The organism is Endozoicomonas sp. ALD068, from assembly GCF_049310145.1.
Classification (GTDB): domain Bacteria; phylum Pseudomonadota; class Gammaproteobacteria; order Pseudomonadales; family Endozoicomonadaceae; genus Endozoicomonas_A.
In genome coordinates this window covers 1,432,517-1,458,408 of the sequence record NZ_JBLYNU010000004.1, presented here as the reverse complement: position 1 = coordinate 1,458,408, position 25,892 = coordinate 1,432,517, and the positions used below count along the sequence as shown (strand labels likewise).

23 protein-coding genes are annotated in these 25,892 nt (G+C 49.8%); 6 read left to right on the top strand and 17 right to left on the bottom strand.

What is annotated here, in order from left to right; all coding sequences use genetic code 11:
• Window positions 1-17: 17 nt before the first annotated feature.
• Complete coding sequence (cysG, locus tag ACO6V5_RS05045; protein WP_422413989.1) at window positions 18-1,406, bottom strand: siroheme synthase CysG; 1,389 nt, start codon at window positions 1,404-1,406, stop codon at window positions 18-20.
• 509 nt (window positions 1,407-1,915) lie between these two features.
• On the opposite strand from cysG, the gene ACO6V5_RS05040 reads away from it, so the two are divergent.
• A complete protein-coding gene (locus ACO6V5_RS05040; protein WP_422134041.1) occupies window positions 1,916-3,307 on the top strand; it encodes an MATE family efflux transporter in 1,392 nt (463 codons plus the stop codon).
• A 34-nt stretch (window positions 3,308-3,341) separates the two neighbouring features.
• Here the strand turns inward: ACO6V5_RS05040 and serS are convergent, their stop codons facing one another.
• The 9 genes from serS to crcB all read right to left on the bottom strand — a co-directional run bounded on the left by serS (window position 3,342) and on the right by crcB (window position 15,622).
• A complete protein-coding gene (serS, locus tag ACO6V5_RS05035) occupies window positions 3,342-4,625 on the bottom strand; it encodes a serine--tRNA ligase (RefSeq protein WP_422412851.1) in 1,284 nt (427 codons plus the stop codon).
• Window positions 4,626-4,802: 177 nt separating this feature from the next.
• Window positions 4,803-6,311 carry a hypothetical protein gene (locus tag ACO6V5_RS05030; RefSeq protein WP_422441853.1) on the bottom strand — a complete coding sequence of 503 codons (1,509 nt, stop codon included), beginning with the start codon at window positions 6,309-6,311 and terminating at the stop codon, window positions 4,803-4,805.
• 146 nt (window positions 6,312-6,457) lie between these two features.
• The gene (locus ACO6V5_RS05025; RefSeq protein WP_422412847.1) at window positions 6,458-8,005 is read right to left on the bottom strand and encodes a hypothetical protein; all 1,548 of its coding nucleotides are present in this window, start codon (window positions 8,003-8,005) and stop codon (window positions 6,458-6,460) included.
• Window positions 8,006-8,148: 143 nt separating this feature from the next.
• Window positions 8,149-9,198, bottom strand: a complete 1,050-nt coding sequence (locus ACO6V5_RS05020) for a hypothetical protein (RefSeq protein WP_422412845.1) — start codon at window positions 9,196-9,198, stop codon at window positions 8,149-8,151.
• A gap of 196 nt (window positions 9,199-9,394) precedes the next feature.
• Window positions 9,395-10,573, bottom strand: a complete 1,179-nt coding sequence (locus ACO6V5_RS05015; protein WP_422412843.1) for a hypothetical protein — start codon at window positions 10,571-10,573, stop codon at window positions 9,395-9,397.
• A 68-nt stretch (window positions 10,574-10,641) separates the two neighbouring features.
• Entirely contained in the window at window positions 10,642-11,748 is a 1,107-nt protein-coding gene (locus ACO6V5_RS05010) for a hypothetical protein (RefSeq protein ID WP_422492060.1), read from the bottom strand.
• A gap of 118 nt (window positions 11,749-11,866) precedes the next feature.
• Window positions 11,867-13,465: a hypothetical protein gene (locus tag ACO6V5_RS05005; RefSeq protein WP_422412839.1), complete on the bottom strand. Its 1,599-nt coding sequence runs from the start codon at window positions 13,463-13,465 to the stop codon at window positions 11,867-11,869.
• Window positions 13,466-13,656: 191 nt separating this feature from the next.
• Entirely contained in the window at window positions 13,657-15,120 is a 1,464-nt protein-coding gene (locus tag ACO6V5_RS05000) for a hypothetical protein (protein ID WP_422412837.1), read from the bottom strand.
• 112 nt (window positions 15,121-15,232) lie between these two features.
• Window positions 15,233-15,622, bottom strand: coding sequence for a fluoride efflux transporter CrcB (crcB, locus tag ACO6V5_RS04995; protein ID WP_422134050.1), 390 nt, complete (start codon window positions 15,620-15,622; stop codon window positions 15,233-15,235).
• Window positions 15,623-15,879: 257 nt separating this feature from the next.
• Between crcB and ACO6V5_RS04990 the strand changes: the two genes are divergently transcribed.
• The gene (locus ACO6V5_RS04990) at window positions 15,880-16,161 is read left to right on the top strand and encodes an addiction module antidote protein (RefSeq protein WP_317146204.1); all 282 of its coding nucleotides are present in this window, start codon (window positions 15,880-15,882) and stop codon (window positions 16,159-16,161) included.
• Between the two features lie 39 nt (window positions 16,162-16,200).
• On the opposite strand, the gene ACO6V5_RS04985 is transcribed toward ACO6V5_RS04990, so the two are convergent.
• The gene (locus ACO6V5_RS04985) at window positions 16,201-16,392 is read right to left on the bottom strand and encodes a hypothetical protein (protein WP_422134052.1); all 192 of its coding nucleotides are present in this window, start codon (window positions 16,390-16,392) and stop codon (window positions 16,201-16,203) included.
• 30 nt (window positions 16,393-16,422) lie between these two features.
• On the opposite strand from ACO6V5_RS04985, the gene ACO6V5_RS04980 reads away from it, so the two are divergent.
• The gene (locus ACO6V5_RS04980; RefSeq protein ID WP_422134053.1) at window positions 16,423-17,130 is read left to right on the top strand and encodes a class I SAM-dependent methyltransferase; all 708 of its coding nucleotides are present in this window, start codon (window positions 16,423-16,425) and stop codon (window positions 17,128-17,130) included.
• A gap of 3 nt (window positions 17,131-17,133) precedes the next feature.
• Here ACO6V5_RS04980 and ACO6V5_RS04975 read toward each other — a convergent pair whose 3' ends face one another.
• The 5 genes from ACO6V5_RS04975 to ACO6V5_RS04955 all read right to left on the bottom strand — a co-directional run bounded on the left by ACO6V5_RS04975 (window position 17,134) and on the right by ACO6V5_RS04955 (window position 23,205).
• Window positions 17,134-17,448, bottom strand: coding sequence for a hypothetical protein (locus ACO6V5_RS04975; RefSeq protein ID WP_422134054.1), 315 nt, complete (start codon window positions 17,446-17,448; stop codon window positions 17,134-17,136).
• Between the two features lie 107 nt (window positions 17,449-17,555).
• A complete protein-coding gene (locus ACO6V5_RS04970) occupies window positions 17,556-18,833 on the bottom strand; it encodes a replication-associated recombination protein A (RefSeq protein WP_422137118.1) in 1,278 nt (425 codons plus the stop codon).
• Between the two features lie 62 nt (window positions 18,834-18,895).
• Window positions 18,896-19,609: an outer membrane lipoprotein chaperone LolA gene (lolA, locus tag ACO6V5_RS04965; RefSeq protein WP_422134055.1), complete on the bottom strand. Its 714-nt coding sequence runs from the start codon at window positions 19,607-19,609 to the stop codon at window positions 18,896-18,898.
• Window positions 19,610-19,615: 6 nt separating this feature from the next.
• On the bottom strand, window positions 19,616-22,048 hold the full coding sequence (locus tag ACO6V5_RS04960; RefSeq protein ID WP_422412795.1) for a DNA translocase FtsK: 2,433 nt from the start codon (window positions 22,046-22,048) through the stop codon (window positions 19,616-19,618).
• 113 nt (window positions 22,049-22,161) lie between these two features.
• Window positions 22,162-23,205: a C45 family autoproteolytic acyltransferase/hydolase gene (locus tag ACO6V5_RS04955; RefSeq protein ID WP_422492059.1), complete on the bottom strand. Its 1,044-nt coding sequence runs from the start codon at window positions 23,203-23,205 to the stop codon at window positions 22,162-22,164.
• A 287-nt stretch (window positions 23,206-23,492) separates the two neighbouring features.
• On the opposite strand from ACO6V5_RS04955, the gene ACO6V5_RS04950 reads away from it, so the two are divergent.
• On the top strand, window positions 23,493-23,684 hold the full coding sequence (locus ACO6V5_RS04950; protein ID WP_422138175.1) for a hypothetical protein: 192 nt from the start codon (window positions 23,493-23,495) through the stop codon (window positions 23,682-23,684).
• An 87-nt stretch (window positions 23,685-23,771) separates the two neighbouring features.
• Window positions 23,772-24,077, top strand: coding sequence for an RNA recognition motif domain-containing protein (locus tag ACO6V5_RS04945; RefSeq protein WP_422134059.1), 306 nt, complete (start codon window positions 23,772-23,774; stop codon window positions 24,075-24,077).
• Between the two features lie 285 nt (window positions 24,078-24,362).
• Here ACO6V5_RS04945 and ACO6V5_RS04940 read toward each other — a convergent pair whose 3' ends face one another.
• Complete coding sequence (locus ACO6V5_RS04940; protein WP_422412792.1) at window positions 24,363-24,770, bottom strand: hypothetical protein; 408 nt, start codon at window positions 24,768-24,770, stop codon at window positions 24,363-24,365.
• Window positions 24,771-24,942: 172 nt separating this feature from the next.
• On the opposite strand from ACO6V5_RS04940, the gene ACO6V5_RS04935 reads away from it, so the two are divergent.
• The gene (locus tag ACO6V5_RS04935; protein WP_422412790.1) at window positions 24,943-25,839 is read left to right on the top strand and encodes a hypothetical protein; all 897 of its coding nucleotides are present in this window, start codon (window positions 24,943-24,945) and stop codon (window positions 25,837-25,839) included.
• Window positions 25,840-25,892: the final 53 nt, after the last annotated feature.

The window sequence follows — 25,892 nt, the reverse complement described above, 5'->3', positions numbered from 1 at the left end:
GGGATGTATTGTTTGAACTAAGAAGTTTGAGGATTAAACCACTTAAGCTTGTCGTGGAGCTGCACCACATCGCCAACAATTATCAGAGTGGGTGCCTTTACAGCATTCCCTTCAACAATACTGCAGATCGTCTCCAGAGTTCCGGTGAATACCCTTTGTTTCTGGGTGGTTCCTTTCTCAATCAAAGCAATGGGTGTGTCTGAACTGCGCCCGTGTTTGTGTAACTCTTCACAGATTCGTGGCAGCCCCATCAGACCCATGTAGAAAACCAGAGTCTGGGAAGTGTCAACCATTTCTTGCCAGTTCAGGTTATAGCTGTCGTCTTTAAGATGACCGGTTACAAACCTTACAGACTGAGCATGATCTCTGTGCGTCAGGGGAATGCCCGCATAACTGGCACAGCCGGATGCCGCCGTAACACCCGGCACCACCTGAAAAGGAATATTCTCTTCAGCCAGAGTGTCAATCTCTTCACCTCCCCGACCAAAAATAAATGGATCTCCTCCTTTTAGACGCAACACCCGCTTACCTTCTTTTGCCAGATCCACCAGTAGCTGATTAATTTCTTCCTGGGGGCGGGTGTGTCGATCGCGCTTCTTGCCTACGTAAATGTAATCCGCATCCCGACGACAGAGTGACAATACCTGTTCTGAAACCAGTCGGTCATGCAACACGACATCAGCCTGCTGCATCAACCTCAGCGCTTTGAATGTCAGCAGGTCCGGGTCGCCTGGCCCACCACCCACCAGATAGACTTCCCCGGTCGTTACCGGTTCGGAGCTGGCCAGCTCTTCTGCCATTAAACGTTGGGCTGCTTCAACATCACCGGAAATGGCTTTTTCCGCAGCGCTCCCGGTTAACACGCGCTCCCAGAAATATCTGCGATCATTAATATGGCTGAATTTCCGGGACACTTCTGCACGAAACTGCCCCGCCATTTCGGCCAGACGGCCATAGCCCGCCGGCAAGATGGATTCCAATCGCTGTCGCAGCATTCGCGCTAAAACAGGTGCTTTTCCTCCCGTTGAGAAAGCCACCATAACCGGTGAGCGATCCACAATAGAAGGCATTACGGCATTACCGGATTGAGCGTCATCGACGACATTGACAAACAAATTTTGCAGCTTTGCCTGCCGGGCCACTTCCGAGTTCACTTCAGGATCATCGGTTGCTGCAATCACGAGACAAACGCCTTTCAAGTCAGAAAGCTCAAAGGCTTTCTGCCGGAACTGATGATCTCCGGCATTGATCAATGTCATCAGGTCCGGGTGAATTTCGGGCGCTACCAGCTGAATCATCGCACCCGCATCAGACAGTAATCTGGCTTTGCGCAAGGCAATGTCCCCCCCCCCAACGAGAAGACAGGGACGATCACGAACTTCGAGGAATAATGGCAAATAATCCACTCGGACGACTCTCTTTCAGTTATCATTATTGTATCCGGGAAACGGTTTTTTCAGCGGCTTAACCTGATACTGAACCTGTTCCTCTCATTGTCCGGCATTATACCAGTGAATGCTTATCCTTTAATAAGAATAAATTTGATCCTTATACCCTCTTTTAAAGCCTTAAAATCCAATGCCTGGTTGTCTCACTTCAGAGTTCGGTATTTCCCAGCAGATGAGCGATACTTTAGTTCATATAATCTACGCCGAATAATTCAAGACTGAATCTAGAACAGTCTAAGTACTCAGCCATACGGAATCGAATATTTCTGGCTTATTGGGCAGGTGCTCTGCAAGGCGCAACGACGGGAACATAGCAAGCTATGTGACCAGAGTTGCAACGCATCACGACTGCATGGATGCAGGAGCTAGAGCAACGCAGGAGCAGTTGCCGCGAGTGCCTGAGCAATAAGTCAGAAAATATGATTTCGTAGGGTTGAGTACTTAATACCCTTTTTATCAGGAACTGCATGAATACATCCGCTTCACTAAGTTTTAGTGCGGACAGGGAGTTTTTTCATAAACTCTGGCGCCTCGCCCTGCCTGTTTCCCTGCAATCCATGATGTTTTCCCTGCTCGGACTCATCGATATTCTGATGGTCGGTCAGCTGGGTGAGACAGCCGTTGCTGCGGTGGGCCTGGGAAACCGAATCTTTTTCTTTAACCTGATTCTGACTGCCTCTCTGGGTAGCGGTATGAGTATTCTGGCCTCACAGTTTATCGGCTCGGGCGATCCTGCGGGCTTGCGAAGAACGCTGGTGCAATCGCTGCTGACCTCAGTACTCATCACGGTACCTATCGTGGCCTTTTACATGCTGCTGCCTGATGTCGTGATCGGGCTTTCAACCCGCGACCCTGAGCTAACCCGACTGGCTATTGAATACCTCCTGATTACCGCCCCTTCGATTATCTGTGCGGCAATTGTCGTACCTTTGGAAGCCGCGATGAGAGCATCTGGCGATGCCAGAACACCCACCCTCATTGGCTTTTATGCCATTCTGGTGAATGTATTCCTGAATTACGTGCTGATTTTTGGGCACTTTGGATTCCCGGAACTGGGCGTTGCCGGATCGGCCTGGGGAACAACCCTGTCCAGACTCTTCCAGACAGTCCTTCTGCTCTGGTACATCAAACAATTCAGAAGCTACCTGATTCCCGAAAAACAGGATTTAGAGTTGGGCCTGAAAACGAAAGAGCTGATTCGCTATTTCAAAGTCAGTGTTCCCATCGTGCTCCAGGACGGTTCCTGGGCTTTTGGTCTGATTATATACAGCGTCATCTATGCCGGTATTGGTGTCAATGAGCTTGCAGTCATGTCAGCGATCTCCTCTATCGAGGCCATCCTGATTTCACTGTTTCTCGGATTCGGTGTGGGCGGCTCTATTATTCTGGGTCAGGAACTGGGAGCCTGCCGTTTTGAGAGAGCCTGGCGACAGGGTTGGATGATGCTGATCATGTCACCCTTTATTGCGCTATTTATTGGTACTCTGCTGATCGTTTTCCGGACGGATGTAGTCACCCTGTTCGGAAACTTTGAAGGCCCTACCATGACTATGGCCGAGGAGGCAATGATCGTAGCCAGTGTGGGCTTATGTATCCGGGTTATCAACCTGATGGGAATTCTTGGTCTGCTGAGAAGTGGCGGCGATGTCAAAGCCACCGCTATCATCAGCACCTTTGCCATGTGGGGGATTGGCATCCCCATGGCCTGGCTCGCAGCGCACTGGGGACTGCCGCTGTACCTGGTGTTTATTTTCAGCCTGTTTGAAGAGCTGTTTAAGGCTATGATGGTGTTGTTCAGAGTATTCTCACGACGGTGGTTGAAGAACCTGGTCTCGGAGCCTGTGACCCAGAGCACCTGAAGGTGCTCTGGTTTCAGAACTATCTGTTTCAGAACTATCTGCCCAGGACAGTGACGCCACCCATGTAAGGCTGAAGCACTTCCGGGATAGTAATGGAGCCGTCTTCATTCTGATAATTTTCCAGAACAGCCACCAGCGTTCTGCCCACTGCCAGACCCGAACCATTGAGGGTATGCAGCAGTTCCGGCTTGCCGGTTTCGGGATTACGGAAACGGGCCAGCATGCGGCGAGCCTGGAAATCCAGACAGTTACTGACAGAAGAAATCTCACGGTACTTGCCCTGACCCGGCAGCCAGACTTCCAGATCGTAAGTTTTGGCGGCACCAAAGCCAAGATCACCGCCGCAGAGCGCGACTACGCGATAAGGCAGTCCCAGTTTCTGCAGAATAGCCTCAGCATGACCGGTCATGGCTTCCAGGGCCTCGAACGACTTTTCCGGATGCACTACCTGAACCATTTCCACTTTCTCAAACTGATGCTGGCGGATCAGGCCACGGGTATCACGACCATGGCTGCCTGCTTCGCTGCGAAAACAGCAAGAGTGTGCCGTCAGTTTCAGTGGCAGTTCAGTGGCATCCAGAATGCTTTCGCGCACGACGTTAGTCAGGGTCACTTCGGAGGTTGGAATCAGGTAGAAAGGTTTCTCAGCTTCAGCGCATTCGGTCTTGAACAGATCTTCACTGAACTTTGGCAGCTGTCCAGTCCCCAGCAGAGCGGTATCATGAACCAGAGCCGGTGTATTGACCTCTTCATAACCATGTTCCTGAACCTGAACATCCAGCATAAACTGAGCCAGGGCACGATGCAGTCGGGCAATGCCACCACGCATCAGTGTAAAACGTGCACCAGACAGTTTGGTGCCGGTTTCAAAGTCCAGACCCAGGGGCTCACCCAGATCAACGTGATCCTTGATATCAAACTGGAAATCAGCCGGGGTTCCCCAACGACGCACTTCAACATTGTCTTCTTCATCAGCTCCTTCCGGTACTGATTCATGGGGCAGATTGGGAACCCCCAGTAACAAGTCATTCAGTTCTACCTGCAGGGCTGACAGTTGGTGCTCGGACTCTTTCACCTCCGCAGAGAGCTGGTCCATACGAGCCTTGAGTTCGGAGATATCACCGCCTCGGGATTTGATCTTGCCGAACTCCTTCGACCCGGATTTACGTTCGCTCTGAAGCTGTTCGGTGCGCATCTGCAGGGACTTGCGACGCTCTTCCAAAGCGTTCAGTCGCTCTACATCCAGCTCGAAATGCTTTTTACGAAGCAAGGCAGCCACTTCATCGAGGTGGCTGCGAACGTATTTGGGATCCAGCATGTGAATTCCGTAACCTTATGTCTTGAACAATTCTGAGGGTCCTGAACCAGGACGAGTGCAGAGATCCTGAGCAGATCTCCGTGAAACATCAATAATAAGGAAAGTCTGTAAATTCACAAGGGGCAGGTCCTTCAATTGCGGAAATTGTTTATTGGGGAGTCTTTTTAATGGTGCCATTCAGCTCCAGGTCGCCTTGCGACACTGAACCTCAGAAGTCCTTGGGGTACGCCAGCTGGAACAGCCACTTGCTCTTTGTTGACTTGAAGAACTACTGGAGGGTGAATGTGTGGTCGCCCTCCCCTGCTGATGGCTAGTTCCGCTGCAGGTGGCTGTTCGGGCCCTTTCATCCGCCTCTTCCTGCATCATCTCCATCTCCATCTCCATCTCCCGGCGTCTTTTCTCTTCTTTTGTCAAGAGATACCTGCGTTCCTTCAAATAGTCGTATAGCTTTATCAGCGATATCTGCATGCTGAGATTAATATCCACGTTACAGGAATAGGGATCCAGAGCCCCGGACCTGATCAGTACTTTCTCCGTAACCCTTCTATCAAAGCCTTCCATAATCTCTCCGATCTTTTTCCTGTCTCTCCTGTCAGGCTTCCGGTCCCTTCCTTCCTGATCTTCCAGCTCAAGTGCCTTGCCTAACTTTCTTTGCAACTCCTCCGCCTGTTCAATCTCCCATGTCCATTGCTCTCTTTGTGATAGCCTCTGGCCATGAGCAATGACTATACCCATCACGCCGGTTAAAAAACCTCCGAGCAAGGCGCCTGAAAGGAACAGTACTTTATAATTGAGACCATCAAGGTTATAACCACTGCGTGGGTGGTAGGTGACCGGCTTTTTACCCTCCAGAACTCTGTGAACCTGCTGGTACCATTCAGTGCCATAACCTTCAAGACCAGCGGCGTCCATAAACAGGGCGGAAAGATCTTCTTGATAATGACGACGTTCACTGTCTGTACGCCAGAGGGTGGAATGGCTGTTAAACAGTTCAGTCAAAGAGGAAACGTAAAGAACAAAGGCTGGGTCTCTGGCAATCTCCGGGTCCTGTTTTTGCTCATCGACCCTGTAGCTGAGATGACGAAGCGCCTTGCCACGGAGAAAAAGCTCCTGCATTTCTACCAGAATAAAACCGAGCTGCCGGGATAACTCTTCCTTGGAAAGCGGGTTGGACGGAAACTCTCTGAAACTGTTCTGCACTGCCTCCTCAATCAGGCTCTCTATTGAGTCCGTTCGGTCTTCAGCTGAAACCCCCTGAAGCAACACAGGCCGCGTTCGATACCAACGAGCAACATCCGGGGATTCCTCCATGCCAGGTGCTTTATTGAGCAGAAGGTGAAACATAGGGTGGTCCGGGTTGTCGCTACCAGTGACTTTCGAAATAGTATGCCGGAAAGCCTGCTGGACGAGTCTGGTCAGAAGCTGCTGTCGGTTTTCTGTCTGACTGCCTGGGAAAAAGCGGTCCTGCGCCTCCTGATCCTGCTCATAGACTTGCCGAACCGAAACCATGATGGCTTTTAACAGCTTCTCATTTTCTTCGGCAAACACGTAATCAAAATAGAGACTATTCAGGTTATCCCGAACATTCCTGGCGGCTTTCTGCTCGGGTGACTCAGCACTGCCCCAACAGGAAGTCACCAGCATCAAGCTGAGAAACACAAACAATAATTCTCGAAGAAAAAACATCTGACCTCCCTGTCAAACGGCAAATTTAGAAAGTATAGGACAAGCAACTGTGGTTGCTGCGGAATAAAAACAATGAATCCATGGCCAGAACCTTTAATGGCGGAAATTGTTTACTGAAATAAATCAGCTGACAAAGCTTTAAATAATCAATCCCAGCTAGCCTCCAGCCCCTGAACTGAAAGAGTGGTCGGTGTATCCCAGCTGGAAAAGCCAAAACCACCATCGTTGTCTGAAGAATCCCAACTGAAGCCGGAATTGGATAGGGTATTGCGCTTATTTTGTTGATGGGTTGTTGCAGTGTAGGCGGCTGCTCTGGCTCTTTCAGCCGCTTCTTGCCGCTGCTGTTCATGACGTATTTTATCTTCTCTTGTCAGGATATATTCTTCTTGTCTCAAATGGCTATAAAGATCTGCCAGCGACCACTGCATATAGAGATCATCCAGATCCATGTCACAGAAATGGGGATCCAGAACCCCGGCTCTGATCATGACTTTTTCCCAAATCTTTCGATCAAAGCCTTCGATGATATCTCTTACCTTCTTCCTGTCCCTTCTGTTAGGTGTCCAGTCCCTTCCTTTCGGATCCTTCCGCCAGGGCTTGTTGAGTGCTCTGCCCAGCTTCTTTCGCAGCTTTTCCTCTTGCCGCCACTTGCGTTCCATTTTATATTCATCGACCATCAAAAAGGCCATTATGCTGATCATGCTGATGACCATGCCGCCTGCCGAAGCGATCACCCCAATTTTAAACCAGCGTTCACAGTTATTGTCATCCTGATGGCTTTGCCTGATCGGCTTTTTACTGACCAGCTTTTTACTGACCCGTTTTTCACCATCCAGAATTCTGCGAACCTGCTGATACCACCCAAGACCATAATCCTGACGGTCAGCCGCTTCCATAAACAGGGCAGAGAGGTTTTCCTGATAGTCACGACGTTTGCTGTCTTTATGCCAGAGGGTGGGATGATTATTAAAGTCTTCAGTCAGGATGGTCAGGTAAATGTTAAATGCAGGGTCTCTGGCAATCCGTGGGTTCTGTTTTTGCTTTTCAACCTTAAAACTGAGTGAACGAAGCGCCTTGCCCCGGAGAAAAAGCTCCTGCATTTCCAGCAGAATAAAACCGAGTTGCCGGGCTGACTGCTCCGGGGAAAGCGGGTTGGCGGGAAATTCTCTGAAGCTGTTCTGCACAGCCTCCTCAATCAGACTCTCCATGGAGTCCAGACGATCTTCAGCCATCACCCCCTGAAGCATGACCGGATAGGTTTGAGACCAGTGAACGACATCCTGAGATTCCTTCATGTCGGGAGCATCGCTGAATGCCTGCAGGAGATGAAACATGGGACGGTCCGGGTCACTGTCGTCCAATTTATCGTTAACTTTCGCAATAGTGTGGCGGGCAGCCTGCTGGACGAGTCTGGTAAGAAACTGCTGTCGAGCTTCTTTCTGATTGTCTGGAACCAGTTGGTCTTGCGGCCACTGATTCGGCTTATAAATGTCATAGATTTGCCGGACAGATACCATCATGGCTTTTAACAGCCCCTCATTTTCTTTGGCAAAGACATAGTCAAAATAGAGATTGTTGAGGTTCTTCCGGGCATTCCTCTCAGCTTTCTGCTCGATTGACTCAACACTGCTCCAGCTGGAAGCCGCCGCTATCATACTGAGAAACAAAAACAGAAAACCACGAAAAACAAGCATCCAACACCCCTGTGTCCTGACAAATTAAGGAAGCATAGAACAAGGTAATGGCAGCTGCAGAGAAAAAACCAATGAATTCAGGGCAGAACGTTTAATTGTGGAAATTGTTTAGCGAAACGGGGGCCCTGGCTGACGTTTGCAGCCTATCCTCTTTTAGCTCTTCTTCGCGGAGGTTCCGGTTCACATATATCTTTCACTATTGATACCACCGTGAAGATGACCACCAAGGAAAACGGAATCATGATCACAGGTTTGATCCAATGTTCCCAATCATTGTCAGCCCCGAAAGGCTCTTCACTGACCGGTTTTTCTTCATCCAGAACCCTGCGAATCTGCTGGTACCACTCAATACCATAATCTTCATGATCAGCAGCTTTCATAAACAGAGCGGAGAGGTCTTCCTGATACTGACGCCATTTGCTCCCCCCGCTCTCTGTATGCCAGAGGGTGTCATGGCTGTTAAACCGTTCAGTCAAAAAGGAAAGAAAAAAAGCAAATGAAGGATCACTGGCAATCTCCGGTATCCGTTTGAAGCGGTTTACCGTGTGGCTAAGAGAACGGAGCGCCTTACCACAGAGAAAAAGCTCCTGCATTTCCACCACTATAAAACCCAGTTGCCGGGCTAACTGTTCCCGGGAAACCGGGTTAGACGGGAATTCTCTGAAACTGTTCTGCACAGCCTCCTGAATCAGGCTCTCCATAGAGTCCATACGATCTTCAGCGACGACCCCCTGAAGCAACACAGGCCGGGTTCGATACCAATGAACGACATCCCCGGATTCCTCCATGGCAGGAGCATTACTGAATGCCTGCAGGAGATGGAACATGGAACAGTCTGGGTGACTGTCAACCACCTTTTCGCTACCAATGACTTTCGAAGTAGTATGCCGGATAGCCTGCTGGATGAGGTTGGTGAGAAGTTGCTGTCGGGCTTCTGTCCGATTCTCTGTTGCAGAGTGACCTTCCGACCAAAGATCCTGATAATAGTAGTCATAGACTTGCCGCACTGAAACCATGATGGCTTCTAACAGCCTTTTATTTTCTTCGGCAAAGACGAAACTAAAATAGAGGCCGTTGACACTGAGCCGGGCATTCCTGTGAGCTTTCTGCTCGGGTGACTCAACACTGCTCCAACAGGAAGCCACCAGCATAAGATTAAAAAACAGAAACCATAAACTACGAAAAAGAAGCATCTGCCCCCCTATTTCCTGAAAAATTTACAAAGCATAGGACAATCAACTAGGAGGCTGAAAAAGTCATTAAAATAAACCCCAACAACTCGTTTCCACGCTGGAGCATGGGAACGAGTCAAAAAATCCCAACTGAAGCTGGTAAATTAGGTTGAGCGCTCTGCCTGATGTCCTTTGCAGCCTATCCTCAAACAGCTACTCATACCCTTGGTACAAACATTTCATATACATGTGCAGTTCTCAAAAGATGAGCCACCGCGTTGATCATCAGCATGCTAAAAATAGCAATCAGCTCAAGTCCGATCTTTCGATCCAGTAAATCGCTGATCATGTTCACGTAGTCTTTCCTGACTGGCTCTTTATTGACCGGCTTTTTATTGACCGGCTTATTATTGACCGGCTTATTATTGACCGGCTTATTATTGAATAGCTTTCCACTATCCAGAATTCTGCGAACCAGCTTGTAAAACTCCAAACCATAATTTTCATGATTAGCGGCTTGCGAAAACAGGACGGAGAGGCCTCCCTGAAACTTAAGCCATTTGCTCCCCAGGCTCTCTATATGCCAGAGGGTGTCATTGCTGTTAAACAGCTCAGTCAAAAAGGAAAGATAAAGAGTGAATGCAGGATCATTGGCAATCTCCGGGTTCTGTTTTTGCTGCTCTATCTTGTAGCTGAGAGACCGGAGCGCCCTGCCACGGAGAAAAAGCTCCTGCATTTCCAGCAGAATATAGCCGAGTTGCCAGGCTAACTGTACCCGGGTAAGTGGCTCAAAATAGAATGCCCTCTTCACCACAAATCTTGATAATAACTGTTCCCAGGTAAGTGGGTGAGACGGGAATTCTCTGAAACTGTTCTTTACCGCCTCCTGAATCAGGTTCTCCATGGAGTCCGTACGATCTTCAGCCAGAATCCCCTGAAGCAACACCGGCTGATTTTGATACCAATCAATAACATCCCGGGATTCCTCCAGAGCAGGAATACTATTGAATACCTGCAGAAAATGAAACGAGGGACTGCAAGGGCGACTATCATCCATACCATTGTCACCGGTGACTTTTGCAATAGTATGACGGATGGCCTCCTGAACAAGACTGGTAAGCAGCCGCTGCCGATCTTCTTTCTGACTGTCTGGAGTAAAATGACTTTCCAGCGACTGATACTGCTCATCGCGGTCATAGACTTTCCGTGCGGAAACCATGATGGTTTCTAGCAGCATCTTATTTTCTCCGGCAAAGACGTAACCAAAATAGAGATTGCTTATGTCGTACTGGACATCTATGAGAGCTTTCCGCCCGACTGACTCAACACTACCCCGACAGGAAGCCACCAGCATCAGACTGAAAAGCAGAGACCATAAACCACGAAAAAGAAGCACCCGCCCCCCTATGCCCTGACAAATTCAGAAAGCATAGGACAATCGACTAGTGGGTGCAGACAAAATCATTAGAATTGCCCTTGGTGAAGGCGTATACGGTACGCAAAATCTTCCACAATAACGATCATCAGCCAATCAACCACAAGCCAAAGGGTAAATTTCTCCCTTGGGCCCACTTCAATGCAGTACAGGTAGTATTTGATGTCATTCCAGTACGAGTAGTATTTCCTGGCCGGCTTTTCATGGAGCAGCTTTTCACCATCCAGAATTCTGCGAACCCGCTGGTACCGCTCAATACCATAATTTTCATGATGAGCGGCTTTCATAAACAGGGCGTAGAGGTCTTCCTGATACTGACGCCATTTGCTCCCCAGGCTCTTTCTATGCCAGAGGGCTTCATGGCTGTTAAAAAGTTCAGTCAAAAAGGAAAGATAAAGAATAAATGCAGGATCACCGGCAATCTTCGGGTTCTGTTTTTGCTGCTCTATCTCGTAGCTGAGAGACCGGAGCCCCCTGCCACGGAGAAAAAGCTCCTGCATTTCCAGCAGAATAAAACCGAGTTGCCGGGCTAACTGTTTCCGGGAAAATGGGTTGGACGGAAATTCTCTGAAACTGTTCTGTACCGCCTCCTGAATCAGGCTCTCCATGGAGTCCCTGCGATCTTCAGCCGGCACCCCCTGAAGCAACACCGGCTGGTTTCGATACCAATGAATAACATCCCGGGATTCCTCCATGGCAGGAGAACCACTGAATGCCTGCAGGAGATGAAACATGGAACGGTCCCGGTAACTGTCATCTATATCATCGTTACCAGTGATTTTCGCAATAGTATGGCGGGTAGCCTGCTGGACAAGTCTGGTGAGCAGCTGCCGCCGGTGCTCTGTCTGATTGTCAGGAGCAAAATGACTTTCCGGCCACTGATACAGCTCATAGCGGTCATAAACTTTCCGTACTGAAACCATAATGGCTTCTAACAGCCTGTTATTTTCTTCGGCAAAGACGTGACCAAAATAAAGACCGTTGATGTCGTAATGGACATCTATGAGAGCTGTCCGTTCGAGTGATTCAACACTGCCCCAACAGGTGGCCACCAGCATCAGATTCAAAAACACAGACCATAAACCGCAGAAAATAAACATCCGCCACCCCAATGTCCTGACAAATTCAGGGAGCATAGGACAATCCACTGGCAAGTGCCGAAAAACTAATTAATGGTTCAGATTCAGACGTTCCCGGCAGGCAAATGAGAACACTGCCGGGCCTCCAAACATGGAATCAGGCACATAAATGACCTCAATTCCAGTCCGCATCCCGTCCCTGAACCTCAGTGGCAGTGGCAGTACCAAAGCTGACATAACCACTGTCGTCATCGCTGCCTGGAAAATTATAAGTGAAGCTCGATAAAGACTCCGACCCGTTTTGTTGCGAGGTTGTTTCAGTGTATGAGGGCGTCCAGGCTCTTTCATTAGCCTGTTCCTGCTCTTTTCTGCGGCGTTCTTTATATTCTTCCTGCTCCCTTTTTCGGCGAATTTCATCTTTTTCTGTCCAGATATAGCGTTCTTTCCTCAAATACCTGTAGAGCTCTGTCAGCGATATCTGCATGTAGATATCAGCTATATCCATATTACAGAAAAGGGGATTCAGAACCCCAGCCTGGATCAGTACATTTTTTATGATCTTTTCTTCAAAGCCTTCCGCAGCTTCTTTGACTTCCTTCCTGTCAGTTTCGTTGGGTTTCCAGTCCCTTCCCTGCGGATCTTCCCGCCCGGGTTTGTTGAGTGTTTTGCCCAATTTCCTTTGCAGATTCTCCTCCTGCCGCCGCTCCTGCCTGCCCTGCTCCGCTTCATGTTCAGACATTCCCAGACAGACCATGGTGGTGACAAATGCGCCAAACATTACACTCATCCCAAGCACCACTCTAAAGGGAGTGAGTTCAAACCAGCCTTCCCACTCATCATCATCCCGGTAGTAATGCCTGTGCGGTTTCTGAGCGTGCGTTGGTCGGGTAACAGGCACTGGCTTTTCACCATCGAGAATCCTGCGAATCTGCTGGTACCATTCATTGCCATAACCTTCACGATCAGCGGCTTTCATAAACAGGGCGGAGAGGTCTTCCTGATAATGACGACGTTTGCTGTCGGTATGCCAGAGAGTAGGATGCTTGTTAAAGGCTTCCGTCAGCAGGGACAGGTAAATGGTAAATGCAGGGTCTCTGGCAATCTGCGGGTTCTTTTTTTGCTTGTCTACCTTGTAACTGAGTAAACGAAGCGCCTTGCCCCGGAGAAACAGCTCCTGCATTTCGACCAGGATAAAACCGAGTTGCCGGGCTAACTGTTCCCGGGTAAGCGGGTCAGACGGGAATTCTTTGAAACTGTTCTGCACAGCCTCCTGAATCAGGCTCTCCATGGAGTCCATACGATCTTCAGCCAGAACCCCCTTAAGCATCACCGGCCTGGTCTGGAACCAATGAGCAACATCCAGGGATTCCTGCATGGATGGCGCATTGCTCAGTGCCTGCAGAATATGAAACATGGGAAGATAACTGTCTTCCGTGTCATCGTTACCATTGATTTTCGCAATAGCATGGCGGGTGGCCTGTTGAACCAGCTCGGTGAGTAGCTGCTGTCGGGCTTCTGTCTGATAGCCAGATGCAGACTGACCCTCCAGCCTCTTATCCAACTCATCGCGGTCATAGATTCGCCGCACTGAGACCATGATGGCTTTTAACAGCCTCTCATTTTCTTCTGCAAAGACGTAATCGAAATAGAGTCTGTTAATATTGTCCCGGGCATTCCTGGCAGCTTTCTCCCCGGGTGAATCAACAGTGCCCCAACAGGAAGCTACCAGCATCAGACTGAAAAACACGGACCACAAACCGCGAAAAAAAAACATCTGCCACCCCTGCGCCCTGACAAATTCAGAAAGCATAGGACAACCATCTTGCAGGTTCTGAAAAAATTATTGGCTCAGGCTGCGTTCGGTTTAAAGAGCGGCCGGATACCCTGATAACCCAGACTGGCTCCCGGCAGGCAGACAGGAACAATGTCGGGCACACAGACGTAGAATCAAACAGATACATGACTTCATTCCCAGACCGCATCCCGACTCTGAACTTGTTCAGTAGAGGGTGTACCAAAGCTGTCATAACCACCAAAGCTGTCATAACCACCAAAGCTGCCATAACCACCAGAGCTGCCATAACCACTGCCGCCATTACCGCTGCCTGGAGGACTGAAAATGGAGCCAAATGCCTCCCCTGACCCGTCTTGATGATGAGTTGATTGAGTGGCTTGTCTTTTAGCCTCTTCCTCCTGTCTTCTCAGGCGTCTTTCCTCTTCTACTGCCCAGATATCGCCTTCTTCCCACGAATAGATGTATAGCCTTGGCTGTGGAGACTGCATGAAACTGACCTGCTTCCCTTCAGCGCTGTTAGGTCTCAAGTTCCTTCCCTGGGGACCTTTCCGCCCGGGTTTGTCGATGCCCGATTCTGTGTCATATTCGAAGGAGATCGCCATGTAAACCGCAGCGCAGGTCAACACGCCAAGCATAGCCCCCATCCCAAGCGCTGCTTTTAACACAGTGGGTTGATACCAGGCTTCCCCATTACTTTCATGCCGATTGTGATGGCTGCCCGGATTCTGAACGGGCGGCGGTGGTGGTGTAACAGGCACCATCTTTTCAACAGCCAGAATCCTGCGGATCTGCTGGTACCACTCATGACCATAATCTTCACGATCTGTGGCTTTCATAAACAGCGCGGAGAGATTTTCCTGATACTGACGACGTTTGCTGTCTGTATGCCAGAGGGTGGGATGACTGTTAAAGGTTTTAGTCAGCAGGGACAGGTAAATGCTAAATGCCGGGTCTCTGGCAATCTTCGGGTTCTGCTTTTGCCGATCTACCTTGTGGCTTAGAGAACGAAGCACCTTGCCACGCAGAAAACGCTCCTGCATTTCCAGGAGAATAAAACCGATTTGCTGAGCTAATTGCTCCCGGGAAAGCTGGTTGGACGGGAATTCTCTGAAACTGTTTTGCACAGCCTCCTGAATCAGGCTTTCCATGGAATCCATGCGATCTTCAGCCAGAACCCCCTGAAGCAGTAAGGGCCGGGTGTGGAACCAGTGAGCAACATCCTGGGATTCCCGCATGGATGGCGCATTGCTGACTGCCTCCAGGAGATGAAACATGGAACGATCACTGCCATCCAGCTCCTCGTCACCATTGATTTTTGCGATAGTATGCCGGGTTGCCTGCTGGACCAGCCCGGTGAGAAGCTGCTGTCGGGCTTCGGTCTGATTGCCTGTTGCAGAGTGGCCTTCCAGCCAATGATCCAGCTCATAGTGGTCATAAAGTCGCCTTACAGAAACCATGATGGCTTTTAACAGCTTCTCGTTTTCTTCTGCAAAGACGTAGTCAAAATAGAGTCTGTTGAGATTTTCCCGGGCGTACCTGAGCGCTTTCTGCTCAGGTGAATCAACACTGCCCCAACAGGAAGCAACCAACACAAGACTGACAAAAACGGAACTAATTATTCGAAAAAGATACATCCTATACCTCCTTTTCTTTAAAGAATATTTTCCTTAACAAACCCCGGAAGCATAGGACAATCTACTGGCAGGTGCAGAAATAGCGATAAACGGTTGAGCCTGTATCCAGGTTCTAAAGCGCCCAGCGGACCCCCTGATAACCCAGCCAGGTTCCCAGCAGGCAAACAAGAACACTGCCAAGCCCATAGGCCAGGGCAGTCAGAAGCTGATCGGATTGAAGCAATCTCATCAGATCCAGAGAGAAGGTTGAGAAAGTGGTCAGTGCGCCCAGAAAACCGGTCATCACAAAGACCTTCCAGGTGGGTGATAACATGGCTTTTTCTGTCAGCAGGTACCAGCAAACTCCCATGATAACTGATCCCACCAGGTTAACCGTCAGCGTCGGAAAATGATGCAGATGAGGATTACGGGTCAGCACAAACAGCTCATAGACAAATGCTCTGAGAAGGGCTCCCAGTGCACCACCCGCAGCGACGGCTATCCAGTGTGTAGCTTGCATCATAATTCCTGTTTGTTTTCTGGTCACAGTTCTGCCCGTAGCCGCTTTTGCTACGTCAGGCGTGACCAGACTAATAGTGTTTGATCTGTGCCAAGATAACACGGGCTCCCCGGCATTGGCAGTGGGACAAACAGGTCAGCCGACTGGACAGATATCTCTGACCTGCTTCAATTGAACTGCCAGAACGGTTCACCAAAAAAGCAGCCAAAAGCGGGATATTCTCAAAGCCCACACATTGATAGAACAAATGAGGGATGACGATGGCACTGAAACTTGAACCTTTTAACCCTGTGGAAATGCTGGAAACCGATGACGAGATTGCACACTTTCTGGCTGAAGCTTATCTGGACGACGACCCAGCTGTTTTCGTGCTGGCTCTGGGTGATGTGGTTAAGAAAAAAGGGGTCGCTCAATTGGCCAGACAAACCGGGCTGAGCCGGGAGAGCCTTTACAAAACCTTCAATGGCAGGGTGCAGCCCCGTTGGGATACGGTTCACCGCCTGCTGAAATCACTGGGTGTTAAGCTCACTGTTGCAGCTTGAATCGCCAACGCGGTTCTTATGTGCTCTATATGATCGATGTCATCGACGACCATGAGCTTCAAGGTTGATCTCGACCAGCGCCTGATGCTCTGATTTGCAGCGGAAGTGCGCCTTATTCCATGTTTTCCAGATTCCGCGAGCTCCCAGGCATTGGCAGTGGGACAAACAGGTCAGCCGACTGGACAGATATCTCTGACCTGCTTCAATAACAGTGGGTCTCCCGTCTTTCATTCCATCATCAGAGTACACCCCGGTAAGCCGATGAAACATCGTTCAGAAGTCGATATTTTTAATGAACAATGGCAGTGCTACCGCTGGCTGGTCGATAACAATGTCATGGGCCACCAGCAGCTGATGCGTCTTGCTACCCGTAAACTCATGCAGCACTACGGCGATCAAAAAGTAAATCTGCTTGATCTTGGCTGTGGCGATGCGTCACTGGCAGCAGAGATGACCAGAGAGCTATCGCTAACCTCTTACACGGCAGTCGATCTTGCTGAATCTGTTTTAGCCATGGCCAAAGAAAACATGCAAAAACCCGGTGTTGATTCACAGTTCTTTCTCAGTAATATTTTCGAACCCCTGCCAGGCAGAGGCTCCTACAACCTGATCTTCAGCAGTTTCGCCATTCATCATGGCTCCCTGTCGGAAAAACAGGCGCTTTTCTCGGAACTCAGGAACAAGGCAGACCCCAACAGCCTGTTTGTGATGATTGATGCCATCAGGCTTGATCAACAGAGTCGGGATCAATACATCGAAAAAGTTGGCCAGTACTTCAAAAGTATTTCGGAACTTCAGGGCGACTGGCAGAACCTTGTTCTGGATCACGTCAGCCAGTTCGACTTCCCGGAAAGTATTGCGCAGCTTTGTGAAATAGGTGAGCAGGCTCGGTGGCAGCTGCTGGATCACCAGATAGTGAAAGAGCTGCCGGACTATCCGGCAGCGATCATGGTTTTTCAGGCGATTTGAGTATTATCTGTAAACCGGTAGCGTCCCACTGAACCTGTCACTGCAGAAAGAAACAGACCCTGTGGTGATTTTACATTGGCGGTGAATACCCTTATCCGGAACAATAGCCGACCCGCTGTATTTTTGTTCACAACCAGAAACCCTTCCCTGAATGATTTCGCACTGACGGTAGGCACCATTATTTTCAATCACCGCTGCACCGGTATACTTGCCACCACATTGGCTGATCTGACCATGACTGATTGAGCAGGTGCGATATTCACCGGCAAGGGTTATGCCTGACATCAGCAGGCTGGACAGGAATATCCAGAACTTCATTTTAAATACCCGGGGAAACTTTGCGCTTGCAGAGTACCTTCATCATGTGTGAGGTTCATCGGGCCCCATGCTGGCTATCTTTCAGTTGTTACGAGAATCAGTATGGGTCAGTCTTCCTGACGTCGGCGAACAGGACTCTGCTGATCCCATTGCGCCAGTTTCTCGAGCTTCTCCCGAATTTTGATTTCCAGCCCGCGATCATTGGGCTGGTAGTACTTTCGGGCCTCCATATTCTCCGGAAAATAGCATTCACCGGCTGCATAGGCATTGGGCTCGTCATGAGCATAGCGGTATTCAGAACCGTAGCCCAGGGATCCCATCAGCTGGGTGGGAGCATTTCTGAGATGGTTCGGAACGTCAAAGGAAGGGTTTCCTTTGACATCGGCCATCGCCGCCTTCCAGGCCAGGTAGACGGCGTTACTCTTGGGCGCACAGGCACAATAAACCGTGGCATGGGCCAGAGCCAGCAGCCCTTCCGGACTGCCCAGCCGCTCATAAGCCTGCCAGGCATTCATGGTCATCTCCAGCGCTCTTGGGTCAGCATTGCCAATGTCTTCACTGGCAATCGCTACCAGTCTGCGAATGATATAGAGTGGATCAGCGCCACCATCCACCATTCTGGCAGCCCAGTAAAGTGCGGCATCGGGATCAGAACCTCTTACGGATTTATGAAAGGCTGATATCTGATCGTAAAATGCATCACCGCCCTTGTCGAAACGTCGGCCACTGTCGGCGAGAATCTCGGTCACCGTTGCCACTTTAATCTGGCCATCCTCACTGAGATCTGCCGCTACTTCCAGAGTATTCAGAACCCGTCTGGCATCGCCATCGCCATAACGCACCAGAATATCTTCGGCTTCAGGCTCCAGCGAAACAGGACTGCCCTTAAAACCCCGTTCGTCAGACAGAGCCTGATGGAGCACTTCTCTGAGGGCATCTTCCGTCAGCGGTTTTAATACATAAACCCGGGCCCTGGAGAGCAAGGCGTTGTTTAACTCAAAGGAAGGATTCTCGGTAGTAGCACCGATAAAGGTGATGGTGCCATCTTCAATATGGGGCAGAAAAGCGTCCTGCTGGGACTTGTTAAAACGATGCACCTCATCCACAAACAAAATGGTTTTGCGCTGACGGGTCATCTGCTCATCCCGGGCTCTGGCGACCGCAGCCCGAATGTCTTTGACACCAGAGAGTACCGCAGACAGTGTTTCAAAGTGGGCATCGCAGACACCGGCAACCAACCGGGCCAGGGTTGTTTTCCCGACCCCCGGTGGCCCCCAGAAAATCATGGAGTGAATGGCACCCTGCTGCAAAGCTTCACGCAGAGGTTTGCCCCTGGCCAGTATATGCTCCTGCCCCAGGTACTCATCCAGATTGCGGGGCCTCATGCGCGCGGCAAGGGGCTCATATCGGGATGACTCGTCGTCAAACAAACCGGCAGAATACACAGCTAACCCCGGGTCTCATCAATGACATCAAAACCTTTGGGAGGTTTTACCTTGAACAGGCTGTCATTCAGGTGCGTGTTTTCCTTTACCCCGGTGAACAGGATTCTGCGCTTGCCACCCAGAGAATCAGACAACTCAATAGCGCTTAGCTTCCCCTGGCGAAAATCAATATCCAGCTTCTCAAACAGGTCTGACGCCTCTTTGGGTGTCAGAGTGAATCTCTCATTGCGATCCTTGCTATAGACAGAAACCTTGTACTGTTTCAGCAACTCACGGGCATTCCCTGTCAGCAGTCTGGCTGGCGTATTGGCCATGCGCGCATCCTGCTTCTGGATGATCACCTGCTGGAGTTCAGGGTCTACCATCCAGACTTTATTGCCCTGGGCAACGATCTCCTGTTCAAAAGGTTCCCTGGTTAGCCAGCGAAAAAGATCAGGACGTTTCATTTGCATCTCCCCGGATTCTGTCTTGGTACGACCATCAGAAGAGACCGCTTGCTGTTGAAAATGAGCACTCAGACTTTTTATGGACTGCAGTTTTTTGGCGAGAGCCTGAGAGGCTTTCTCATCGTTCAGCTCCTTGCTGACATCCAGCTTCTTGACTGGTTGAGCCTTCAGGGTAGTGGCTGAAACATTTTCCAGCGGGGTAGCCATGACCTGCGCTGAGACATTGAAAATAGCAGTAATTACAACCACTTGGGAAATTTTATTAAACACTCAACTTCAACCCTTCACGGGAGGTGGTGCGATCACCTCACGATTACCATTATGACCTGCCGGACTCACCACACCGGCTACTTCCATAGTTTCTATGATACGCGCAGCGCGGTTATAACCGATCTTTAATTTACGCTGCACTGACGAAATTGACGCTCTTCGGCTTTCAGTCACAAAGGCGACCGCTTCATCATACAGGGCGTCTTGCTCTGAATCTTCATCCAGTCCACCACTGAAAGCACTGCCGTCAGAGGCCGTATCGGCGCCACTGAGAACGGCTTCCACATAATCAGGCTTGCCCCGCTTCTTCCAGTCAGCAACCACCCGGTGCACTTCATCATCGCTGACAAAAGCACCGTGAACACGAATAGGAACACTGGTTCCCGGCGGCAGGTAGAGCATGTCGCCATGACCCAGCAATTGTTCTGCCCCACCCTGATCAATGATGGTGCGGGAGTCAATTTTACTGGACACCTGGAAACTGATTCGGGTCGGAACATTAGCTTTGATCAGGCCGGTAATGACATCCACCGAAGGACGCTGGGTTGCCAGTATCAAATGGATGCCCGCCGCACGGGCTTTCTGGGCAATCCGGGCAATCAGTTCTTCGACTTTCTTACCGACAATCATCATCATGTCAGCAAACTCATCCACCACCACGACAATGAACGGCAGTGATTCAAGCTCAGGGGCCAGATCACCAAGGGTCATGGCTTCATGGAATGGATCACGCAAAGGCTCGCCCGTAGCCGCCGCATCTTTGACCTTTTTGTTGTAGCCAGCAATATTCCTGACCCCCAGAGCCGCCATCAGCTTGTAGCGACGTTCCATTTCCGCCACACACCAGCGCAGGGCGTTGGCGGCTTCTTTCATGTCGGTCACTACGGGAGATAGCAAATGCGGAATACCGTCATAAATCGACAGTTCCAGCATTTTCGGGTCAATCATAATCAGACGAACGTCTTCCGGCCCGGATTTGAAGAGCATGGAGAGCAGCATGGCATTAACGCCAACCGACTTACCGGAACCGGTAGTCCCTGCCACCAGCAGGTGCGGCATTCTTGCCAGATCTACCACCACCGGCTGACCGGCAATATCATGTCCAAGCGCCAGACTGAGAGGGGATGCGGCTTGTTCGTAAGCTCTGGAAGCAATCAATTCTGCAAAGAACACCGTTTCCCGGTCGTCGTTGGGAATTTCGATGCCCATCACTGACTTGCCAGGAATCACTTCAACCACCCGGACACTGACCACAGCCAGAGAACGGGCAAGATCCCTGGCCAGATTGGAAATCTTGCTGGCCTTGACTCCGGGCGCAGGCTGAATCTCATAACGGGTAATCACCGGACCCGGATGCACAGCGACCACTTCAGCTTTAACACCAAAGTCTGCCAGCTTGGCTTCCAGCAGGCGGGAGACAATGTCCAGCTCTTCCTGGTTAATACCGTTGCCATGATCTTTGATTTTGTCGAGTAAGCCCACGCCGGGTAGTTCACCTTCCGGCGGTATTTCAATGGCATCTTCTATATCGGCTAAAGGGCTTTTCCCGGGCACGGCAATTTTGCCGAGTCTGGTGGGTTTTGATTCGGGCTCAGGAGCCGGGAGAACCACTACAGGCTCCTGACGCTGCCTTGGAGCAAAGTCGGCAGGCTCCGGCACAGGCTGAGCGGCTTGAAAGGCTTCACGATCCCTTTCACGTAGCTCTTTCCAATCAGCGATGCGAGCCCGGATGATTGCAACCAACCGGATAATACCCCTGCCTGTTCTGGCAAAAGTTATCTTTAATAACCGCCCGATTGTATCCAGAACCTGAAACCATGACAGATGGGTGTATAAAGTGAATCCCACCAGAAAAATGGCCAGCAAAATCAATGTGCTGCCGACCAGATTAAAAACAGGCAGTGACTGTTCCATAATCATGCGACCGAGAATACCACCGCTGCGGGCAGGCAAGCCTCTGCCGACTGTTTCCAGATGAATAGCAGCCAATGCTGCCCCTGTAGCCAGAGCCAGCAGTAATCCCAGTGAGCGCATAACAAACCAGCCGGGTTGCCAGCGCCAGGCACTGTATCGATATTGAAAAACCAGCACCGTTTTGATGACCAGCAGAACCGGTATCCACCAGGCAAATACACCAAACAGGGAAAACAGGACATCACTGAACCAGGCTCCCGCTCTGCCTGTGCTGTTTGCCACTTCTCCTTCATGGCCCACGTAGCTCCAGCCGGGATCTGTAGGGCTGTAAGAAAACAGCGCCAATGCAGTAAAAGCAGCCAGCACCAGCAGGAATAACATACCCGCTTCTCTCAGTCTCAGTACCAGAGCACTGGCTTCTTCAGTCCCTGCGCCAGAGTCCGCATCACGAATACCCGTTATGGCTTTGAGCATCGGCTTTTCTTTTGCGGCTCGCTTACGCTTCTTGGTGATCGGTTCGGACATTCGACTCCCGTTTAATCTCCTGACAGTCTCATCAATAGTTGCTCTGCGCGCAGAGCAGCTGACGGTTTATTTCAAGATACCATGCAACCCACACAGGGTCCCAGCATTGAATATTACGCCAGACGGTAACTCTCAAAACCCTGCTCAGGGTCGTGCCCCTCTCTCAACAACATTTGTCGTTTACCAAGATTCATTATCAGGGTCACCAGAGTTCCCGCATTTCCGGTCAGCTCATGATAACTGTAGGGCCTGAGAACCGGAAAAGGTTTTTCATTATTATCAAGCATTTGCATCATGGTCTTAAGGTTCAGTTGAGGGTTATACAGTAACCCATCCTCTAGCCGTTTGAGCCGGGTCTCAGTACACGGCTTTGATGAAGTTGGCTGGGCCTGGCCCGGCTGAAAGTAATGATTGGTATGCAGATAAGTAGCCTGTTCCGTGGATTGGAACCAGGGCTGATCAGGTGCCAACTCAACCGCTATGGTTTCATTTTTATCCGCGACCATAATGTGACTGGCCTTGCCTGCCCCGTGAGCCTCGATCAGGGAACGGGCCTCCTGAAGGCTTTGAGATTCCAGCAATGCTCTCAGTAAAATATGAACAGGTAAGCCGGTCAGTTTTCGAGTGGCGGGCAGAATATTCAGACAGACGCCCAGCCCCGCAGAGTTCATTCCGATTTTGGCCAGCATACCCGGCTCGGTCATGGTCAGAAATCGATGACCGTTTTCGAGTTCAACATCTGCCAGGGCCAACTTGCCTGCAAGTGCTTCAGCCCAGTCCCAGTTTTGCCCTATCAGCCCCTGCCTTGGGAATGCGACAGAAGAACACTCAATGGGCGAGGACATAAGCTCACTGCGGGCGTTAATGCAATAAATCCAGAAAGGCTCAATGTCTGCGGCTTCGGCAATAGCATCCATCTCCACTTTATAGTGCGGTCTGAATGACAGAACTTTCTGCATCAGCAGATCAAGATGAGACTGTAAACGTTCCCTGTCTCTAAGAAAACGTGACCGGTAGTAATCCAGCACTGCGCTGATTTCATCGCGCATCTGCTCACCATGGATACGCCCCCGGTTTTTGGCTGATCCATTGAGCGCCAGTTTTTTCATCAATATGAGCCCCGAAATGTCCCGATTCATTAACAGCCCAATGCTCAATGGGCTTCCGTTGACGCTGCTGGTCTCGATTCTTGTGTCACTCTTCGTGGAAGATAACACAACAGAAAGCCAAGAAAAAAATCAGGATCATATGATTTCAGGAGTCGCTCCTGTATCAAAATCCCCGACAGAGAGTATCTTTCGATATCAAGCTATTGAGCCTTGCAGCTTTACCTTCACTGATGTCACTAAATATCATCCGTTTCAACTTCATACTTGACATAAAGCAATGAGGTTATAATCTGGATGCATGGCTTGGCTGACAGGCCATGATAATAATGATACTCATGACGTCAGAATATGGACTGTCTGGCTGCACTGAGTGCTCCGTTCACGAAAACCAGAACATTCAGGATATGATTCCGGAAACCCTGTGCAAAGAGGCCATTGGCCCCTCCCTTCATAACAACAAGAGAGATCAAAATGTTTCTGCCGGGTTTCTGCTGAAAGCCCTTAGATGTCGTCCTGAATTTAAATAATGATGCTGCCCAATGCCTTGTTCGAGCCAAGTTGTGTGTCTCGATTCCGGGTTACAGTAGCTTTGGATAATTGGAGACCTATTTACCATGCAACAGAATAAACTGTTTATAGGTAACCTTCCTTTCAGCAGTGATGAAAGTGACCTTCAGCAAGCCTTCGAGCAATTTGGTGAGATCGATGAAATTCGCGTGATTACCGACAGGGAAACCGGTCGCTCCAGAGGTTTTGCATTTATTACTTTTGCAGAAAGTGATAACGCTCAATCTGCTTTAACTATGGATGGTAAAGAATTGAATGGCAGACCCCTTCGAGTCAATTTTGCTACCGAACGCAATGCTGGAAAGACCCGTGGCAAGTCCCGCAATCAAACTCCTACGAGAAACAATGTCTGATTAAGGCGACGAACCTGACAGGGAAACAGATCGGTCATTTAATTTCAGTACCCGATATGACAGTGATGAAAGCTATGCTTTCCGTGCACCTGGTCAGCTCTGGTTGGCTTCAATCAGAAGGGCCCGGGAAATGGTTCCCGGCTTCCCTGATCATGACCCTGTCTTTTTTCTCCAGAATTTTTCATCATTCCCTGCTGTCACTTCATCGGGTTGATGGGTATTTTCTCGGCACTTGCAGATCCATCGCTCGTTGAATCTGCATTTGCGGTTGTTGAATGGCTTTTGCTATCGGGTTGAACCGGAATTACTGAATTCAGGAATGGGCACTCTTGAAGTGCTGCTACAGTTTTTATTCTGTGCCAGACCTAGCAGGTAATTGTAACGTTGACGAAAGGCATTAATTTCAATCTGCTCTGCCTGACTGAGGTCCATAAAGAACCAGGGAACCAAGAGAAACGCACCGGCCACCCCCAGGGTTACGTTTTTACCGGTTTTATCGGTCTTGGGAACCAGCCTTCTGATTTCCTCCTCGATAAAGACTATTTCGTTTTCCAGAGCTTCACAAGAGCGATTGATATCCCCGTACTGTCGTACAGCAACCGGATGTGCATTCCTGCCTGCACAGCCTGCCTGCAGCAGCGTGACGGCCAGTAGTGATAGACCGGCAATTCGATGACTATTTCTTAACAACATAATTTAATCTGAACACTCTAAAAAAAACCAGATATAGGTTAGACCAACAAAACGATACTTCGTTCACTCCTTACAAAAAAATAAATAAAAACCTCTTTCGCAAGCCTCATCCCTATCCACTTTTGCCGATACAAATCTAACGTCTCCCTGCAACTGATTAATGGATGTCCAGATGAATAATGTGATGAATAAAAAGTATTTGCTTTCCCTTGCTCTGGTTCTCTCTCCTGTCATACAAGCTAACCAAAAACCTATAAAACCGGTTGACCCCGTAAAGGCTGAAATGACCGTTGAATCTGCCACTCAACCCGAACTCTCAGATAAATCTCCTCTGCCACTGGTTTCTGCTGCGGTGCGCTATGGAATGATGGCCAGTGCTTATTTGAACAGCCCCAGTGGGATGGTGACAGAAGGCTATCGTTTTCAAATCAGAAGCCTCTACCTGTCTTATCTGAAAGAGATGCTGGCGGAGCCGGGTCATACCGTTGAAAAAATTAATGAGACACTGTTGGCACAGTGGATGATGAGGCTGGGCCGTGAAGGTTTTGGACCTGAGACACTCCTGAGTATCAAAAATGGCATGCAGGACAAACTGGCCGAGTGGAGCCAGAAAAGCCTGTCAGGACAGATTACGCCTTCCCTGGAGTCCACTGAAATCATGCCCAAACTCGAACAGCAGATTAAGGCCTGCAAGAGAATGACGCCTCAACCCTCCAGTGATCCCGCCAAACGTCGCTCTTGCCACCAGGCCGAATCCCTGACCAGAATTGAATCCAGTACACTGATCGACCCTGAATCGCTGAAAAGCGCCATGCTGAAATTGATTCCCTCTTATGCCCAGGGTTTAATCGATGTATCCAGTCGTCCTTACTACCGGGCATTTATTACTTCCAAAGAAGATTTCCAAGGGAGCGTGAGCACTTTACTGGGTCAGGGTTACACTGCACGTCAGCTGGCTGAAATTCTGGAATTTGCCGGTGTGGATTACCCGGAGGTTTTTAACAACCTTTATTACTACGCCCTTCGAAATGACCAGAGTATTCATGAGCCAGTGGTGACTCAAAACTGAACATCCTTGTATAAAAAAAGAGCCGTGCTATTGAAAGTCACGGCTCGTTTTTT

Coding starts and splice junctions, on each gene's coding strand:
- ACO6V5_RS05040 (WP_422134041.1), top strand. CDS start 1,916: ATGAATACATCCGCTTCACTAAGTTTTAGTGCGGACAGGGAGTTTTTT.
- serS (WP_422412851.1), bottom strand. CDS start 4,625: ATGCTGGATCCCAAATACGTTCGCAGCCACCTCGATGAAGTGGCTGCC.
- ACO6V5_RS05030 (WP_422441853.1), bottom strand. CDS start 6,311: ATGTTTTTTCTTCGAGAATTATTGTTTGTGTTTCTCAGCTTGATGCTG.
- ACO6V5_RS05025 (WP_422412847.1), bottom strand. CDS start 8,005: ATGCTTGTTTTTCGTGGTTTTCTGTTTTTGTTTCTCAGTATGATAGCG.
- ACO6V5_RS05020 (WP_422412845.1), bottom strand. CDS start 9,198: ATGCTTCTTTTTCGTAGTTTATGGTTTCTGTTTTTTAATCTTATGCTG.
- ACO6V5_RS05010 (WP_422492060.1), bottom strand. CDS start 11,748: ATGCTCCCTGAATTTGTCAGGACATTGGGGTGGCGGATGTTTATTTTC.
- ACO6V5_RS05005 (WP_422412839.1), bottom strand. CDS start 13,465: ATGTTTTTTTTTCGCGGTTTGTGGTCCGTGTTTTTCAGTCTGATGCTG.
- ACO6V5_RS05000 (WP_422412837.1), bottom strand. CDS start 15,120: ATGTATCTTTTTCGAATAATTAGTTCCGTTTTTGTCAGTCTTGTGTTG.
- crcB (WP_422134050.1), bottom strand. CDS start 15,622: ATGATGCAAGCTACACACTGGATAGCCGTCGCTGCGGGTGGTGCACTG.
- ACO6V5_RS04990 (WP_317146204.1), top strand. CDS start 15,880: ATGGCACTGAAACTTGAACCTTTTAACCCTGTGGAAATGCTGGAAACC.
- ACO6V5_RS04985 (WP_422134052.1), bottom strand. CDS start 16,392: ATGAAAGACGGGAGACCCACTGTTATTGAAGCAGGTCAGAGATATCTG.
- ACO6V5_RS04980 (WP_422134053.1), top strand. CDS start 16,423: ATGAAACATCGTTCAGAAGTCGATATTTTTAATGAACAATGGCAGTGC.
- ACO6V5_RS04975 (WP_422134054.1), bottom strand. CDS start 17,448: ATGAAGTTCTGGATATTCCTGTCCAGCCTGCTGATGTCAGGCATAACC.
- ACO6V5_RS04970 (WP_422137118.1), bottom strand. CDS start 18,833: ATGAGGCCCCGCAATCTGGATGAGTACCTGGGGCAGGAGCATATACTG.
- ACO6V5_RS04960 (WP_422412795.1), bottom strand. CDS start 22,048: ATGTCCGAACCGATCACCAAGAAGCGTAAGCGAGCCGCAAAAGAAAAG.
- ACO6V5_RS04950 (WP_422138175.1), top strand. CDS start 23,493: ATGACGTCAGAATATGGACTGTCTGGCTGCACTGAGTGCTCCGTTCAC.
- ACO6V5_RS04945 (WP_422134059.1), top strand. CDS start 23,772: ATGCAACAGAATAAACTGTTTATAGGTAACCTTCCTTTCAGCAGTGAT.
- ACO6V5_RS04940 (WP_422412792.1), bottom strand. CDS start 24,770: ATGTTGTTAAGAAATAGTCATCGAATTGCCGGTCTATCACTACTGGCC.
- ACO6V5_RS04935 (WP_422412790.1), top strand. CDS start 24,943: ATGAATAATGTGATGAATAAAAAGTATTTGCTTTCCCTTGCTCTGGTT.